The 15,950-nt window shown below is 69.7% G+C and carries 13 protein-coding genes; 5 read left to right on the top strand and 8 right to left on the bottom strand.

Annotated features, from left to right (window positions below; all coding sequences use genetic code 11):
- Nucleotides 1–6: 6 nt before the first annotated feature.
- Entirely contained in the window at nucleotides 7–846 is an 840-nt protein-coding gene (locus AB0L65_RS22205; protein WP_364248248.1) for an ABC transporter permease, read from the top strand.
- Between the two features lie 220 nt (nucleotides 847–1,066).
- On the opposite strand, the gene AB0L65_RS22200 is transcribed toward AB0L65_RS22205, so the two are convergent.
- The 3 genes from AB0L65_RS22200 to AB0L65_RS22190 all read right to left on the bottom strand — a co-directional run bounded on the left by AB0L65_RS22200 (nucleotide 1,067) and on the right by AB0L65_RS22190 (nucleotide 3,528).
- A complete protein-coding gene (locus AB0L65_RS22200; RefSeq protein ID WP_364248246.1) occupies nucleotides 1,067–1,798 on the bottom strand; it encodes a 4'-phosphopantetheinyl transferase superfamily protein in 732 nt (243 codons plus the stop codon).
- Between the two features lie 133 nt (nucleotides 1,799–1,931).
- The gene (locus AB0L65_RS22195) at nucleotides 1,932–2,594 is read right to left on the bottom strand and encodes a response regulator transcription factor (RefSeq protein WP_350728275.1); all 663 of its coding nucleotides are present in this window, start codon (nucleotides 2,592–2,594) and stop codon (nucleotides 1,932–1,934) included.
- Nucleotides 2,581–3,528 (bottom strand): sensor histidine kinase, encoded by a 948-nt coding sequence (locus AB0L65_RS22190; protein WP_364248244.1) that lies wholly within the window; start codon nucleotides 3,526–3,528, stop codon nucleotides 2,581–2,583. The genes AB0L65_RS22195 and AB0L65_RS22190 overlap by 14 nt, the downstream gene beginning before the upstream one ends.
- Before the next feature lie 889 nt (nucleotides 3,529–4,417).
- Between AB0L65_RS22190 and AB0L65_RS22185 the strand changes: the two genes are divergently transcribed.
- Nucleotides 4,418–7,162 carry an AAA family ATPase gene (locus AB0L65_RS22185; RefSeq protein WP_364248242.1) on the top strand — a complete coding sequence of 915 codons (2,745 nt, stop codon included), beginning with the start codon at nucleotides 4,418–4,420 and terminating at the stop codon, nucleotides 7,160–7,162.
- A 211-nt stretch (nucleotides 7,163–7,373) separates the two neighbouring features.
- Nucleotides 7,374–8,303, top strand: coding sequence for an aldo/keto reductase (locus AB0L65_RS22180; protein ID WP_364248240.1), 930 nt, complete (start codon nucleotides 7,374–7,376; stop codon nucleotides 8,301–8,303).
- A 16-nt stretch (nucleotides 8,304–8,319) separates the two neighbouring features.
- Here the strand turns inward: AB0L65_RS22180 and AB0L65_RS22175 are convergent, their stop codons facing one another.
- Complete coding sequence (locus tag AB0L65_RS22175) at nucleotides 8,320–9,198, bottom strand: UbiA family prenyltransferase (RefSeq protein WP_364248238.1); 879 nt, start codon at nucleotides 9,196–9,198, stop codon at nucleotides 8,320–8,322.
- Nucleotides 9,199–9,407: 209 nt separating this feature from the next.
- Between AB0L65_RS22175 and AB0L65_RS22170 the strand changes: the two genes are divergently transcribed.
- Entirely contained in the window at nucleotides 9,408–11,075 is a 1,668-nt protein-coding gene (locus tag AB0L65_RS22170; RefSeq protein WP_364248236.1) for a 2-isopropylmalate synthase, read from the top strand.
- A 258-nt stretch (nucleotides 11,076–11,333) separates the two neighbouring features.
- Here AB0L65_RS22170 and AB0L65_RS22165 read toward each other — a convergent pair whose 3' ends face one another.
- Entirely contained in the window at nucleotides 11,334–11,543 is a 210-nt protein-coding gene (locus tag AB0L65_RS22165) for a DUF5988 family protein (protein WP_350728269.1), read from the bottom strand.
- Between the two features lie 12 nt (nucleotides 11,544–11,555).
- Complete coding sequence (locus AB0L65_RS22160; protein ID WP_364248234.1) at nucleotides 11,556–12,968, bottom strand: carboxyl transferase domain-containing protein; 1,413 nt, start codon at nucleotides 12,966–12,968, stop codon at nucleotides 11,556–11,558.
- Between the two features lie 320 nt (nucleotides 12,969–13,288).
- Here AB0L65_RS22160 and AB0L65_RS22155 point away from each other — a divergent pair, with 320 nt between their 5' ends.
- The gene (locus AB0L65_RS22155) at nucleotides 13,289–14,497 is read left to right on the top strand and encodes an NADP-dependent malic enzyme (RefSeq protein ID WP_364248232.1); all 1,209 of its coding nucleotides are present in this window, start codon (nucleotides 13,289–13,291) and stop codon (nucleotides 14,495–14,497) included.
- A gap of 83 nt (nucleotides 14,498–14,580) precedes the next feature.
- Here AB0L65_RS22155 and AB0L65_RS22150 read toward each other — a convergent pair whose 3' ends face one another.
- On the bottom strand, nucleotides 14,581–15,009 hold the full coding sequence (locus AB0L65_RS22150; RefSeq protein ID WP_350728266.1) for a nucleoside deaminase: 429 nt from the start codon (nucleotides 15,007–15,009) through the stop codon (nucleotides 14,581–14,583).
- 54 nt (nucleotides 15,010–15,063) lie between these two features.
- Nucleotides 15,064–15,921: a DUF4429 domain-containing protein gene (locus AB0L65_RS22145; RefSeq protein ID WP_364248230.1), complete on the bottom strand. Its 858-nt coding sequence runs from the start codon at nucleotides 15,919–15,921 to the stop codon at nucleotides 15,064–15,066.
- Nucleotides 15,922–15,950: the final 29 nt, after the last annotated feature.

Genomic DNA, 15,950 nt, shown 5'->3' with positions numbered 1-15,950 from the left:
ACCACGATGTCGAGACCGACGACTCGCATCCCCGCCGCGAGCTCGGTGAGCCTGCCCGGCGCCTGGGGCCTGGCGCTCAAGCGCGGCGGGCTGGAGCTCAGGAGCTTCTTCCGCACCAAGAGCCAGTTCATCGTCATCTTCTCGCTCCCGGCGATCATGCTGATGCTGCTCGGCGCGATGCAGATCAACAAGCCGGCCATCGCCGGGATCACGGGCGCCCAGATCCTCACGGCCGGCATGATCGGCGCCGGCGTGATGGGCACGTCCTTCCAGAACCTGGGCATCAACATCGCCCTGGAACGCCATGACGGAACCCTGAAGAGGCTCTACGGCATGCCGCTGCCACGGATGGCGTATTTCGGCGGGAAGGTCATCCAGGTCCTGGTGTGCATGGTCGCCGAGGTGGCCATATTGGTCACGGTGGGAGTGCTGCTGTTCGGCATCCAGGTGCCCACCTCTTTCGACCGGTGGCTGACGTTCACCTGGGTCCTGCTGTTGGGTGGTACGGCCTGCGCGCTCCTGGGCATCGCGGCCGGCAGCCTGCCGAAGTCGACGCGCGGGGCCAACGCGGTGATCACGCTGCCGTTCCTCATCGTGCAGTTCTGCTCCGGCGTCTTCATGCCCTTCTCGGATGTGCCGGGCATTCTCCAGTTCTTCGCGTCGCTGTTCCCACTCAAGTGGATCACTCAGGGCATGCGATCGGTGTTCCTGCCGGAACACGCGGCGGCGCTGGAGCCCTCCGGCTCGTGGCAGCTCCCGATGACCGCCCTCGTGCTCGGCGCCTGGTGCGTCGGCGCGCTGCTGCTGTGCCTGAAGACGTTCCGCTGGACGGCCAAGGACAGCTGACCTCGAATCCTCGTGACGGTGGCGGGTCGTCTGAACGCCACCGTCAATCGCATGCCCGGCCTCTGTGCCGGGCTTTCGCGTCGGTGGGTCCTCACGCGTCGGAGCGGGAGCGGTTCACGCGCCTCGCGGTCGCGGAGAGAGGAGGGCGCGCGACACGCCGGTACCCGGCCGGAGGTACGGAATCGGGCGCGGCAGGAGTGGGCCGCGCCGTCCGGCCGGGTCAGGCCTTGACGGGCTGGGTAGCGGGGCGCCTGTGCGCCGCGCGGTGGCGGCGGGTGGCAGGACCGCTGGCCTTGACGATGGCGGTGACGATGAGACCGTCCTGGGCCTTCCACGTGCCGGAGAAGCCCATCAGCTGCCGGCCCTCCACCTGCGGCCCGGTCACCAGGAGCCGGGCGGAGAACGTGCCCTGCACCGGGTTGAAGGTGAGGATCGCGTCCTCGAAGTCGAGCCACCGCTTCGCCAGCGGGAACCAGGCCTTGTAGACCGACTCCTTCGCCGAGAACAGCAGGCGGTCCCATGCGACGTCCGGGTAGTCGGCGGCGAGCGCGCTCAGCGACTTGCGCTCCTCAGCCAGGGAGACCGCTTCCAGGACGCCGTACGACAGCGGCTGGTTGGGCTCGGCGTCGATGCCGATCGTGATGGTGTCGGTGCCGGGGCTGAGGACGGCGCCGCGGTAACCGGCGCAGTGGGTGATGCTGCCCACGAAGCCCGTCGGCCACTGAGGTTCGCCGCGCACGCCGGGCAGGATGGGCTGCTCGGGCAGGCCGAGCAGCCCCATTGCGGTCCTGGCGCACATGCGTGCCGTGGCGAACTCCTTGCGCCGGCTCTCCACCGATCGGCTGATCACCTCTTCTTCCGCAGGGAAGAGCACCGCGTCGTGGTCGTCGAACGTGTCGACCGCCACCACCCACGGCGGGAGGATGCTCCCGATGAATGCATTGGTGTTCACAATTCCACGCTAGGCAGGGCCTTCGCGGAAGAAAATGTTCGGGCGCTTCTTCTCGGGCTCTCCGGAGACGGTTGCGGGGTGAACCTACCCCGGGAAGGGGGTCTGATTTATACAGATATATGGCGATTTAGGGTTAATTGTCGGATCGTGTCCGTGATGGTGTGATCAGTGAGGCATCGATCGCCCGGTTGACGGCGTCGATGCGCGAGGCGGCCCCGAGCTTGACGAAGATGTTGCGCAGGTGGCGCTTCACCGTGGCTTCCGTGGTGTTGATGCGGGCGGCGATCTGCCGGTTGCTGAGCGCCTGCGCGGCCAGCTCGAGGACCTCCCGCTCCTTGCTCGTCAGCACCTCGGACGGTGAGCTCTCCATCTGGGCCAGGCTCTCGCGGGAGACGGCGAGCACGACCCGTTCCGGCTCGTCGTGCACGCTGCGGATGGCCGACACCAGCTCGTGCCAGTGGACGCTCTTCAGCAGGTATCCGCGGATGCCGGCGGCCAGGAGCCGGTGCAGCAGCTGCGGTCCGTCGTACATGCTCAGGATGATGATCTGCGTGTTCGGTGACTGGATGCGCAGGCGGGTCACGGTGTCGGTGGCGGAGTCGCCGGGGATCTCCACGTCGAGCAGGAGAATGTCCGGCTTCTTGTCGGCCACCATCTTGAGCGCGCCGCTGGAGGTGCCGGCCTCGCCCACCACGACCAGCCCCTCCTGAGACTCCAGGATCTCCCTGAGGCCCTCGCGGAAGAGCGCGTGGTCGTCCACGATGGCCACTGTGGTCGGTTGCTCACTCCTGATCATCGGGTCGCCTCTGGATGGGCACCGCGAGGTCGACCCTTGCCCCCTTGCCGGGTTCGCTCACGATGTTGACCGTGCCGCCGAGCAGCTGGGTGCGTTCCCGGATGGAGGACAGGCCCAGGCTGCCCTTGGGCGCCTGCTGGCTCGGGTCGAAGCCGCGGCCGTCGTCGATCACCGAGGCGATCAGCTCGTGCGGCGCGACGTCGATCCTGATGAAGATGGTCGAAGGGTCTCCGTGGGTGAGCGCGTTGCGGGCCGCTTCGCGCAGGATGAGGAGGCACTCCTCGCTGACGATCGGGGGCGCCCAGCTCTGGTCGCCGTTGACGACGAGCTCGACCTGTACGTCGTCGGTCCCGATCACGTCCAGGTAGCCGAGCAGTCCCTTCTCCAGGGTCCTCCCGTCGGGAGGGTGGAGGTCGGAGGTCACCTGGCGCAGGCTGCACATCGTCTCCTGGATGGCCTGCTGCGCCATTTCCAGCTTGGCCAGCGCCTTGGCCGGCTCGGACGGCCGGTAGAGGTTCGACAGCTCCAGCTGGCGCTGGGCGACGCTGAGGCTGTGGCCGATGCGGTCGTGTAACTCCCTGGCGATCCGGCGGCGCTCGGCCATCTGCGCCTCGGTCACCTGGTTCAGCAAGAATCCGGTGTAGCTGCTGGAGGCCTCCCTGATGCGCAGGGAGATGCTCTGTTCGAGAGCCGTCACCACAAGCCTGAGCAGCCGTGCGGCCTGGGTGTCGTCCTGAAGTCGGTGACTGAGAGTAGTGAATGCGGCGCGGAAGAAGACCGACGCGGCCAGGAGGGATTCTCTCGGATGGATACCGGCGGACGCTCTGGACACGCCGATGTCCCAGGACAGGAAACGGGACGTCTCGTCGTCGAGTAAGCGGCCTGCTCGCAGCGTGCCGGCCATCTCCGTCAGGATCTCGCCCGCGTTAGCCATGACCTGGGCTTTCGTGTGCTGATCCCTGATCAGTACGCTGCCGATCGAGGCCAGTCCCTGCTCGTACTTGCTCAGTATGTCGGCTCGACACTCCTCGATAAGATTCGCCGTCCCCGTGGCATCATGCTCGTCCCTTTGCGCAATTTCTCCCACCATGTCCCCTTGGAAATGCACGAATGCTTACATCTTGGGTCAACACTGATGAGTAGGCAACTGTATGAACATAGGCCCCGATGCGCCGCGGGGCTGCGCTCCGGCCCGCGAGCCCTGTGACCAGTGGGAACGCCTGCGACGTAGGAATGTCAATATTTCGTGACTTAGGGTGCCCTATCTTGTGGCGGCTCGGCGGGGGGCTCCAGGGCTGGGGAGGCGGGGTCGATCTTGTGCTCACCGTCCAATAGGGGTCGTTTGTGAGATGTGAAGCCGCCGCGGTCGGTAAGGCCCAGATCGACATGAGCACGGCTCGCATTGGCGCTGCTCGGTCATGTTGACGCGTGGGTAATAAATGATTCAAGCGCTTCGCTGGACCCCAGCCCACCCCTGGGTCGCGGGGCCGCGGACGGTGGCCCAGGGCCTGGTGCCGCACCGAGGCGCCGCACCGAGTCGACCGCCCGGCCGATCGACTCGGACCGCCCGTTGGTCCGAAAGTTGGAGACGGACTGGTCCGTGTGGAGCGGCGGACGTTATTAAGGATAAGCCATATTGTGGGCACCCCGAACTGACACCTAACGTGATGACCGTCAACCCATAACCGGATACGGAAGAGGTTGAGGGTCATGCGGCAAGTCCGGCGGATCGTGAATGCGAAGCCGAAAAAAGAGCTGAATGGCTCCTTGGACCTCAGAACCCCTTCCGGCCGGAAATTGCCTTTCTAAAAGGGGTGTCCAACATGGGGCTGTACGAAAGAGACACCGCCATGGCCTCCATGCAAGGTCTCCTCGCCGAGGCCGTGGGCGGCAAGGGCCGGGTCGCAATGGTGACGGGAGTCGTTGCGACGGGCAAGAGCGAGCTCCTGCACGCCTTCGCCGAGCAGGCTCTGGAGCACGGCGCGCTGCCGCTGGTGGCCACCGCCACCCGGGCGGAGAGCGACCTGCCGCTGGGCGTGCTCGGCCAGCTCTTCCAGAACGCGCCGCTACAGGAAGACGTACGCGCGCTCGCGGCGGACCTGCTGCGAGAGGGCGCGCAGATGGCCTCCCCCGCGAAGGGGGAGAGCTTTGAACAGGTGGACGCCCAGATCGTCCACTCGTTGTCCGCGGTGCTGCTCTCGCTCGCCGAGCGCCACCCGCTGGTGATCGTCGTCGACGACGTCCACCTCGCCGACAGGGCCTCGCTGCTCTGCCTGTCCTACCTCGTCCGCAGGGCCAGATACTCCCCGCTCATGGCGGTGTTCGGCCAGACCGACTACCGGCCGCACACCCACGGCTTCTTCGCCACCGAGATGCTGCGCCAGCCGCACTGCACGGCCGTGCGGCTGGCGCCGCTGTCGTACGACGCGGTGGTGAGCATGGCGGCCGAGCACGTGGGCGAGGCGGCGGCCGAAGCCGTGGCCCCGGACTGGTACGCGCTGAGCGGCGGCAACCCGCTCCTGCTCAGGGGCCTGATCGAGGACTTCGGGACGAGCGGCGGCGCCCCCGCCGAGCGTTACGGCGAGGCCGTGCTGTCCTGCCTGCACCGGGCCGACCCCGCGCTCCTGCAGGTCGCCGGCTGGCTCGCGGTGCTGGACGACCCGGCGCTCCTGCAGCGCCTGGTCGACGCGGACGGCACGACGGTCGCCCAGGCCACCCGCTGGCTGGAGACCGCCGGGCTGCTGGAGTCGGGCCACTACCGGGCCGAGATCGCCAGGGAGACGGTGCTGGCCGAGCTGGGCGACGAGCTGCGGCGCAGCGTGCACCGCAGGGCCGCCGAGCTGCTGCACCTGGAGGCGGCCGACGACGTCGCGATAGCCGAGCACCTGGTCGGCGCCGACGCCACCGACCTGCCGTGGGCCGTCCCCGTGCTGGAGGCCGCGGCGCTGCACCGGCTGGACGACGGGTTCGTGGACGAGGCCGTCGACTATCTCAAGCTCGCCTGGCGCTGCTGCACGGACGAGCGGCGGCGTACGACCATCGCCACGCTCCTGATGCGCGCGGAGTGGCGCATCAACCCCAGCACCCCGGCCGAGCACATCGCCGAGCTGACCGACGCCCTGCACAACGGCACCCTGCGCGGCAGCGACGCGGTCGTCCTGGCCAGGGCGCTGCTCTGGCACGGCAAGGTGGACGACGCCTGCCAGGTGCTCGAACACCTGAAGGAGAGCGGCGACACCGAGCCGCAGACCGTGGCCGAGCTCGTCGGCACCCGGTTGTGGCTGCGCGCCTCGGCGCCGCCGTTGCTCGCCCACGTCAACCGGGCGACCACCGAGCAGAACAAGGAGGCCGTCCTGCCGGTGCGGGTGAGCCGGCGGCTGGAGGCGATCAACGCTCTGACCTCGGTGCTCACCCGCGGTCCTCGCGAGCGCACCCTGGCCACGGTGGAGCGGATCCTGCACAGCTCCCGCCTGGACGAGATGTCCATGGACACGGTGGAGAGCTCGCTGCTCGCGCTCACCTACGGCGGCTGGCCGGACAAGGCGGCGCCGTGGTGCGACGCCTTCATCGAGGAGGCGCAGTCCCGCAGCGCGCCGGCCCGCCGGGCCCGGCTCACCGCGATCCGCGCCGAGATCGCCATGCGGCGCGGCGACCTGGAGACCGCGGCCTCGTCCGCGCGTCTGGCCCTGGAGCTCATCCCGCCGGCCAGCTGGGGCGTGACCGTGGGTTCCCCGCTGGCCAACCTGATGCTGGCCAGCACGGCCATGGGGCAGTACGACCAGGCGCTCGCCCAGGTCAACACCGTGGTCCCGGAGGCCATGCTGCGCACCCGCTTCGGGCTGCACTACCTGCACGCCCGCGGGCGCTACCACCTGGCCGTGGACCATCCGGCGGCGGCGCTGCGGGACTTCCGCTTCTGCGGCGAGCTCATGGGCGAGTGGGAGATGGACACGCCGGGCTTCATCGCCTGGCGTGCCGACGCGGCCGAGGCGCTCATCCGGATGGGCGAGCACGACGAGGCCCGTTCCCTGGTCGAGGAGCAGTTGTCGCGCTGCGGCCCCATGGCCTCCCGTACGCAAGGCATCGCGCTGCGCCTGATGGCCGCCACGAGCGAGCTCCGGCACCGGCCCATGCTGCTGCGGCAGTCCACGGACCGGCTGCAGGCCTGCGGCGACCGCTACGAGCTGGCCCGGTCGCTGTTCGAGCTCACCGAGGCGTTCCACAGCGTCGGGGAGTTCCGCAGGGCGGGGATCATCGCCAGCCGTACGCGCATCCTCGCGCAGGAGTGCGGCGCCCAGCCGCTGAGCCAGGCGCTGGCCGGTGACGGCTCCTCCGCCGGCGACGGGCAGAACGCGGAGATCAGCAAGGTCGTGGCGATCCTCAGCGACGCCGAGCGCCGGGTCGCCGGCCTGGCCTCGGTCGGCTACACCAACCGGGAGATCGCGGCCAAGCTGTTCATCACGGTGAGCACGGTGGAACAGCACTTGACGCGCATCTATCGCAAGCTCGGAATCACTCAGAGATCGGATCTTCCCACCGATCTGGAGCTGAGCCCGGCCGTCCGCTAACCCCTCCCAGATCCTGCCCACCGCGCGGAGTCCGCGCGGTGGGCAGCTCCATTAACTGGGTGTATAACTGGTCGTTGCGTTCTGTGTCAGGCGGCTTAAACGGGAAAGATTCTCCCCTTATTCATCCGCCCGCAGGGGGGATAGGGGTTGTGACACAATCGCGGCCCGCAGATCGTATGTATTACGTGACGGCCAAATGGAGGGGAGTGTCGTGGACAGCAGAAGGCTGGGCGATGCGGGGCTGATCACCTCGTGTCTGGGCTTCGGGTGTCTGGCCCTCTCAGGTGTGTACGGCGACGTGGACCGCTCGGAGTCCCTGGCGTTGATCCACTACGTCCTCGACGTGGGCGTGACGCTGCTCGACATGTCCGACGACCACGCCGACGGGGAGGTCGAGCGGCTCGTCGGCGAGGCCGTCCGGCCCTGGCGCGACGATGTGCTCCTGGCGACGCGGACCGTCCGGCGCGGCACCGGCTGCGGCGAGCTGGCGCAGTCGTGCGACGCCTCGCTGAAGCGCCTGGGCGTCGACTACGTCGACCTCTACATCGCGAGCCACGAGGAGCCGTCCGTGCCGGTCGAGGAGACCGCCCACCAGCTGGCGGACCTGGTGACCGCGGGCAAGGCCCGCCACGTCGGCCTGGCGGGGGTGACGGGGGACGAGCTCCGCCGGGCGCACGCGGTCCATCCGGTGGCCGCCCTGGCGATGGAATACTCCCTTTGGCACCGTACGGTCGAGCTCGACCAGCTGCCGGTGGCGCGCGAGCTCGGGATCGGCGTGCTGGCAGGCCGGCCGCTGGGCCGCGGCTTCCTGACCGGGCGTAGCCTGTCGCCCTCGCGGCTCGGCCCGGCCGACCCTCGCCGGGCGGATCCCCGGTTCTCGCCGCACAACCTCCCGCGCAACGGCGCGATGCTCCGGCGGCTGCAGACCGAAGCGGCGAACATGGACGTCAGCACGGGCCGCCTGGCCCTGGCCTGGTTGCTGTCGCGGGGGCCGGACGTGGTGCCGGTGCCCAGCACGCGTGACCCGGTCCACCTGGAGATGAACGTGGGTTCGGTCAGGCTCCTGCTGACCGAGACGGTGTGCCGGCGGGTGGAGGAGGCCTTCCCGCCCGGCTCGTCCGGCGCGGACTGCGCGGTCTGATCGGCCGGTCCGCCTGTCAGATGAGGAAGAGCGGCAGGATCGCCAGGCCGTGCAGCGCGTACTGGGTGGCCATGAAGGCGCCGTACGGCTCGCGGCGGCGGCCCTTGAAGCACAGGACCGTGATGACCAGCGCGCCGCCGATCATGGCGAGCGCGGACGGCCACAGCGGGAGCCTCAGCAGCAGGACGGCCGCGGCGAAGGCCAGCGCCAGCCCGATCGCCGTGCAGCAGATCGTCAGCCGCAGGACGCGCTCGCCGTGCATGACCGCGAAGGTCATCCGCCCGGCGCGGGCGTCGCCCTCGATGTCGGGCAGGTCCTTGGTCGTCGAGCCCACGAGAGCGGTCCACAGCGACGCGGCGAGCACGAAGACGACCAGCATCAGCGAGCTCCTGATCTCGCTCGCGTAGGAGAAGGCGCCCCCGTAGTAGGTGAGCAGGGTGGCCACGCCTCCGGTCAGGACCGTGCCGCCCGAGCTGCGCTTGAGCGGGAACGGCGGTCCCGAGTAGAGGTAGCCGAGCGTCAGCACGACGGCGAGCATGCCGCCCATCAGCGGGGCGAGCGCGAAGCCGGCCGCGAGCGACAGCAGGGCCGCCCCGATCGCGACCGCGCTGGCGAAGCCCGGCGGCAGGTCGCCGCGGACGATCGGCCTGCGTGAGCCGTTGAGCCGGTCCTCCGGCACGTCCATGACGCCGTTGAAGAGGTAGACGGCGAAGATCATCATCACCCATGCCGCGGCGCCCCAGACCGTTCTGCCCAGGTGGCCGTCGTCGCCGGCGACCGAGGCGCACAGCGCCGTGCCGGTGAGGAAGCGCAGCAGGAAGATGAACTGCACCGTAGGCCGCGCCTCCGCGAAACACAGACCGCCTCGCCGGATCGCCGGTTCGATAGTCGCCATGATCGGAGTGTGCAGGGCCGGCAGGGGCCGGAGAAGGGGGGTGCGTCGAAAGATACCGGGGGCGCGCACTCTCGATACCCCTGCGGAATCCCTTGGTCAGGACCGGCACTCTCATGATCCCCGACCTGTTCGCGGGCCCGTCGCCGCTTGTACGTTGAGTGCGGAGATCTCCTAGAGCCACACCATGAGACCTGCGAAGGAGATTCACGATGGCCCCGACCCGTCCCGTCGAGCGCTATTCGAACTTCACCCCGCTGGCCCTGCCCGACCGTACCTGGCCGGACAAGAGGATCGTGGCGGCGCCCCGCTGGCTGTCGACGGACCTCCGCGACGGAAACCAGTCGCTGGCCAACCCGATGTCGCCGGCGCGGAAGCTGCGGATGTTCGAGCTGCTCGTCGACCTCGGCTACAAGGAGATCGAAGTCGGATTCCCCGTGGCCAGCCAGGACGACTACGACTTCGTCCGGATGCTCATCGAGCAGGACCGCATCCCGGAGGACGTATGGATCTCGGTGCTCGTACCGGCGCGGGACGAGCTGATCGAGCGCTCGGTCACCGCGCTGGCCGGCGCCCCCCGCGCCACCTTCCACCTCTACAACGCGACCGCGCCGCTGTTCCGGCGCGTGGTGTTCAACATGGACCGCGCCCAGTGCAAGGACCTGGCCGTGCAGGGCACCCGGCTGATGATGAAGTACGCCGAGCGGGACCTGGCGGACTGCGACCTGCGCTACCAGTACTCGCCCGAGCTGTTCAACGAGACCGAGGCGGACTTCGCCCTCGAGGTCTGCGAGGCGGTCATGGACGTGTGGGAGACCGGCCCCGGCCGCCCGATCATCCTGAACTTCCCCACCACCGTGGAGCGCTCCCTGCCCTCGGTGTTCGCCGACCAGATCGAATGGCTGGACCGCAACCTCTCCCGCAGGGAGCACGTCTGCCTGTCCATCCACCCGCACAACGACCGCGGCACGGGGGTGGCCGCGTCCGAGCTGGCGCTGCTGGCCGGGGCCGAGCGCATCGAGGGGTGTCTGTTCGGCAACGGCGAGCGGGCGGGCAACGTCTGCCTGGTGACGCTCGGCATGAACATGTTCACCCACGGGGTGGACCCGGGGATCGACTTCTCCGACATCGACCGGATCCGCGACACCGTCGAGCTCTGCAACGAGATCCCTGTGCACCCCCGGCACCCTTACGGCGGCGAGCTCGTGTACACCGCCTTCTCCGGCTCGCACCAGGACGCGATCAAGAAGGGCTTCGACGACCTGGAGCGGGCCGCCGGCGAGAGCGGCGTCGAGGTCGACGAGATGCCGTGGAGCATGCCGTACCTGCCGGTGGACCCCAAGGACGTCGGGCGCACGTACGAGGCGATCGTGCGGATCAACAGCCAGTCGGGCAAGGGCGGCATCGCGTACGTCATGAGCGCCTGGCACGGGATGCGGCTGCCCCGCGAGCTGCAGCGGGAGTTCGCCGGGCTGGTCCAGGCCCGGGCGGAGGCACGGGGCAGCGAGCTGACGCCCGACGAGATCTGGGCGCTGTTCGAGCAGGAGTACCTCACCGGCCAGGACCGGACCGACACCCTGGGGCGGGGCGACCGGATCACCGCGACGCTCCACATGGACGGCCAGCAGGAGCAGGCCGTGCGGGCCATCGGCGTCACGATGGCGCCCTGGGGCGTCGACGTGCGGGCGGTGCACCGGGCCGACGACACCGAGCGCGTCACGAGCATGAAGACGACGGTCTACGCCGAATGCAAGGTGGACGGCACGACGGTCTGGGGCGTGGGCGTGGACACCAACGTGGTCGACGCGACCCTGGCCGCGGTCGGCTCGGCCGCCAGGCGGAGCGGCCGGACGGGGGTCACGCTCGCGAACGCCAGCTGATGCCGGAGGACACGCCGACGGCCGCCGAAAGGCGGCCGTCGCGGCGTTTTTTCTCGAAAAGCAAGAACGAGAGCCACCGTCCATTTGATTGAGGACGGTGGCTCTCGTTCTGCTGGGGGCTTCGCAAAAGGGGAAGGGCCGTCTAGATCAATGCCTCACCTCTCCGGCGGGATAAACATCCGGCAAACCCGACTATTCATATTGAATCGCCGGTCCGGCTGTTTTCCCACCCCTAGCGAACCCTTAGGCGGTCACCTGTCACTCGGCAATGGCCGTCCGCATGATCCAGTGGTACGCGGGCACCTCCTGCCCGTCCACGCGCGTGCGCTCGCCATTGTGGAGAAAGTGCTCGTACCCGCTGCCGAAAGGCAGTTTGATCTTCTCACAGAACTTCGCGAGGGTCACGATCCGCTGCTCGGCCGGGAGGTGGTTCGGTCCGCCGACGAGCATTACCTTGATGTTCGACATGGTCTCCTCGATTCAGAGCGGGATATTGGAGTGGCAGCCGCGGTCCTGCGGTGCCGATGCCAGTGCTTCCGCCAGCCGGAGCCGGGTCTCGAGAGGCGAGACGACCGCGTCGACCACGCCGAGCGACATCGCCCGCTCGACCCCGCCGGCCGTCCGCCGATGCTCTTCCACCAGTCGCGCGTGCAGGTCCGCCTGCTCGGACTCGGGCACCGCGGCCAGCCGCTTGCGGTGCAGGATGCCGACCGCCGCCTCGGCCCCCATGACCGCCACCTCCGCGTCGGGCCAGGCGTACACCGCGGTCGCGCCCAGCGACCTGGAGTTCATGGCGATGTAGGCGCCGCCGTACGACTTGCGGGTGATGAGCGTGACGCGGGGGACGACCGACTCGGCGAAGGCGTGCAGGAGCTTGGCGCCCCGCCTGACCACGCCGCCCCACTCCTGCTGGACGCCGGGCAGGTAGCCGGGCACATCGACCACGACCACGAGCGGGACGCCGAGCGAGTCGCACATGCGCACGAAACGCGAGGCCTTCTCCGCCGAGAGCGAGTCGAGGCAGCCGCCCTTGCGCAGCGGGTTGTTGGCGATCACGCCCACGGCCCGCCCGCCCAGCCGGCCGAGCCCGATCACCATGTTGGGGGCCCAGCGGGGCTGGAACTCCAGGAACTCCGGGTCCAGGAGCTCGCGGAGGACCGGCCGGACGTCGTAGGCGCGGCGCGGCTGCTCGGGGAGGAGGGCCCGCAGGTCGCGCGGCTCGCTCAGCGCGGCGAAGTCGAACCGGCCGGGCCGGGTGAAGAACCCCGTCAGCAGGCGGGCCCGGCTGTAGGCCGCCTGCTCGGAGTCGACCGTGATGTGCGCGACCCCCGATTTGGGGCCGTGCGCCTCCGGGCCGCCGAGGCCCGCCATGTCGATCTCCTCGCCGGTGACGCTGCGGACGACGTCGGGCCCGGTGATGAAGACCCGCGCGACGTCCGACATGATGATCACGTCGGTCAGCGCGGGCCCGTAGGCGGCCGCGCCCGCGGCCGGTCCGAGGACGACCGAGATCTGCGGGATCAGGCCGGAGGCCGCGGTCATGGCGGCGAACATGCGGCCGACGCCGTCCATCGACTCCACGCCGTCGGCCAGCCGGGCGCCGCCGGAATGCCACAGGCCGATCACCGGGCAGCGCCGGCGGACGGCCAGCTGGATGGCCTCGACGATGCGATTCGCGCCTGCCCAGCCCAGCGCGCCGCCCATGCGCGTCGCGTCCGTGCAGTAGGCGATGACCGGCGAGCCGTCGATCGCACCGTGTACGGCCTGCACGCCGCTCTCTTCGTCGCCGGGCATCGGCACCATGGAGCCGGGATCCAGGAGCCGCGAGAGGCGTGCCGATGGCGTCCGCGGATCGAGTGGTGCTTCCGTGGGAAAAGCGGTCAGGACCGTCATCGTTGTCCTTTCGCAGGTATCTGTGCTTCGAATTTCCCGACCGACCCCTATCCCGGACAACCCCTACTGCCTCGTACCTCTTACCAGGGGGAGGCGCCGATATAGGGGGGACGTGGGGTAACCGGGAATGGCCGCCCGTGTGACACTCGAGCTGTGTTGTTAATCACATCGACGTAGCGGACGGGGCCGCGCAGAAAGGCATGGACGTCATGAAACGTGCACAGCTCAAAAAGGCGCGCCCGGCGCGTACCACGGTGCGGAACGAGGTGCCTGACTTACGCACCCCGTCCGGCCGGATGCTGCGGTTCTAGGAGCTCCGGATGACGACCGAAATCACCGCGCCGGCCATCAGCCTCGCCACGCTTCTCGACCAGGATCCGGCTTTCCGCCTGCACGAGGGCGGCAAATTGGAGACGCGCCCGTCGGTGCAGGTGCGCGACGCCGACGACCTGTCGCTCGCGTACACGCCGGGGGTGGCCCGCGTGTGCACGGCCATCGCCGAGCGGCCGGAGCTGGCCGACGACTACACCTGGCGGTCCAACGTGGTCGCCGTGGTCACCGACGGCACCGCCGTGCTCGGGCTCGGCGACATCGGCCCCACCGCGGCCATGCCGGTCATGGAGGGCAAGTCGCTGCTGTTCAAGCAGTTCGGCGGAGTGGACTCGGTGCCCATCTGCCTGGACTGCACGGACGTCGACGAGCTGGTGGAGACGATCGCCCGGATGGCCCCGTCCTTCGGCGGCATCAACCTCGAGGACATCAGCGCCCCGCGCTGCTTCGAGGTGGAGCGCCGGCTCAAGGAGCGGCTGGGCATCCCGGTCTTCCACGACGACCAGCACGGCACGGCGATCGTGGTGCTGGCCGCGCTGCGTAACGCGGCCCGGCTGACCGGGCGGCGGCTGTGGGACCTGCGGGCCGTCGTGGCCGGCGCGGGCGCCTCCGGGCTCGCGGTCACGAGCATGCTGCTCAAGGCCGGCATCTCCGAGGTCATCGTGTCCGACAGCAAGGGTGTGATCCACCAGGGCCGCGGCGACCTCAACACGTACAAGGCCCTGATCGCGACCTGCACGAACCAGTCGGGCCACACCGGCACGACCGAGGAGGCCATGGCCGGGGCGGACGTCTTCATCGGACTGTCGGGCTCGACGATCAGCGAGCGGGCCATCGCGTCGATGGCGCCGGGCTCCATCGTGTTCGCCCTGTCCAACCCCGAGCCGGAGATCCACCCGGGGATCGCGCTGGAGCACGCCGCCATCGTGGCCACCGGGCGCAGCGACTTCCCCAACCAGATCAACAACGTGCTCGCCTTCCCCGGCGTGTTCAGGGGCGCCCTGTCGGCGCGGGCCGTGGAGATCACCGAGAACATGAAGATGGCCGCCGCGCACGCCCTGTCGAGCGTGATCGAGGAGGAGCTGTCGGCGGAGCGGATCATCCCGGAGCCGTTCGACCCCCGGGTGGTGCCCGCGGTCGCCGCGGCGGTGGCCGACCAGGCCCGCCGCGACGGCGTGGCCCGCCTGCGCGGCCTCTGAGGCGCACCGGCCGGGGCGCCCGGCTCCGCGGTCACACCGCGGAGGCCGGTCGCGTCCCGGCAGGCCGCTCGTCGCGCGAAGGGTCAGACGTAATAGCCCTCGACGGGTACGCGCGCCTCGTCGTACAGGGCCGGGCCTTCGACGGGCGGGTCCACGAAGGCGCTGCCCGGCGGCTTGAGGCCGTTGAGCTGATCGCCGGACAGCGCGTAGACGACGCGGCCCAGGCCCGAACGGGCGATGGCCCCCGCGCACATCCCGCACGGCTGGCAGCTGGTGTACATCGTGGTCGTGGCCGCGGCCGCGGGGTCGAGCTCGCGGGCGGCCCAGCGGGCCAGCTTCAGCTCCGGGTGCGCGGTGATGTCGCGGTCGGTGAGCGAGCTGTTGCGCTCCTCGACCAGGATCGAGCCGTCCGGGCCCGCCAGCAGCGAGCCGAACGGCGGGTTGCCGCCGGCACGGGCCTCCGCGGCCAGCTCGATGGCGCGGCGCAGGAGTTTCTCTTCGTCGTGGGTCACGCTAGGTTCTCCGATCCTGGGCATCTGGCCACATTCTGCCCCGCTCGGGCGGGGTCACGTCTCCTGGAGGCGGCGGATCATGGCCTGCTTGGCCGCCGCGAACTCCTCGTCGGTCAGCACCCCAGACCGGTGCAGCTCCCCGAGCTCCCCCAGGCGGCGCAGGACCGCGTCGTGCACGTCGTCGGAGACGGGCGGGGGAGGCGGCGGCAGCTCGGCCTCCCTCGGGAGCCGGGCCAGCACGGCCGCGGCGACCAGGGCGGTGGTCCCGCCGAAGCGCTGGATGCCCCACGACACGCAGTGGAGGTCCTTCTGCGGCGGCTGCGCGGCCCCCTCACCCTTGACGCGGAACCGCAGCGTGCCGTAACCCATGCCGGACTGCGGCTTCCACTCCACGCCCGCCACGTCCGACAGCGGGAACTCCTGCGGCCCGGCCTTCTCCTTCTCCGTGCTCGCGAACCCGGTCCACTCCAGCCGCACCCGCTCGCCGTCGAAGAGCGCGGTGCCGTCGCCCGCCGTGGCCGAGATGGGCACGGAGGGCCCGGCCAGGAGGTAGTCCTCGCAGGCGGCGGTGGGCGTCTGGTAGACGAGCAGGGTGTCGCGGACCTCGTCGGCGAAGTATTCGGCCGCGCCCGCGCGGCTCTTGGGGACGGTCAGCCGGTACGGGTCGGCGGGCGGGCCGAGCAGCCCCGCGACCGCGTCGGAGAGCGGGTCGGCCCCCTTGCGCAGCCGCATCCGCACGTGGCCGCCCTTGCGCGACGGCTCGAACGCCATGCTCGCGATCGCCTCCAGCGGCACCACGACTTCGCCCAGCGTCCTGCGCAGCTCGTGCACGCCCTTGTCGCTTCCGGGGACGATGCGCAGGAACTCGCCGTTGAACGTCCACGAGCCGTCGGCGACGGCGATCTCGGCCATATTCTCAGCCTAGGACACGCGGGACGAGA

It is taken from the genome of Nonomuraea sp. NPDC052116, from assembly GCF_040680035.1.
In the GTDB taxonomy this organism is placed as follows: Bacteria; Actinomycetota; Actinomycetes; order Streptosporangiales; family Streptosporangiaceae; genus Nonomuraea; species Nonomuraea angiospora_A.
This window is presented reverse-complemented; position numbering and strand designations above follow the sequence as displayed.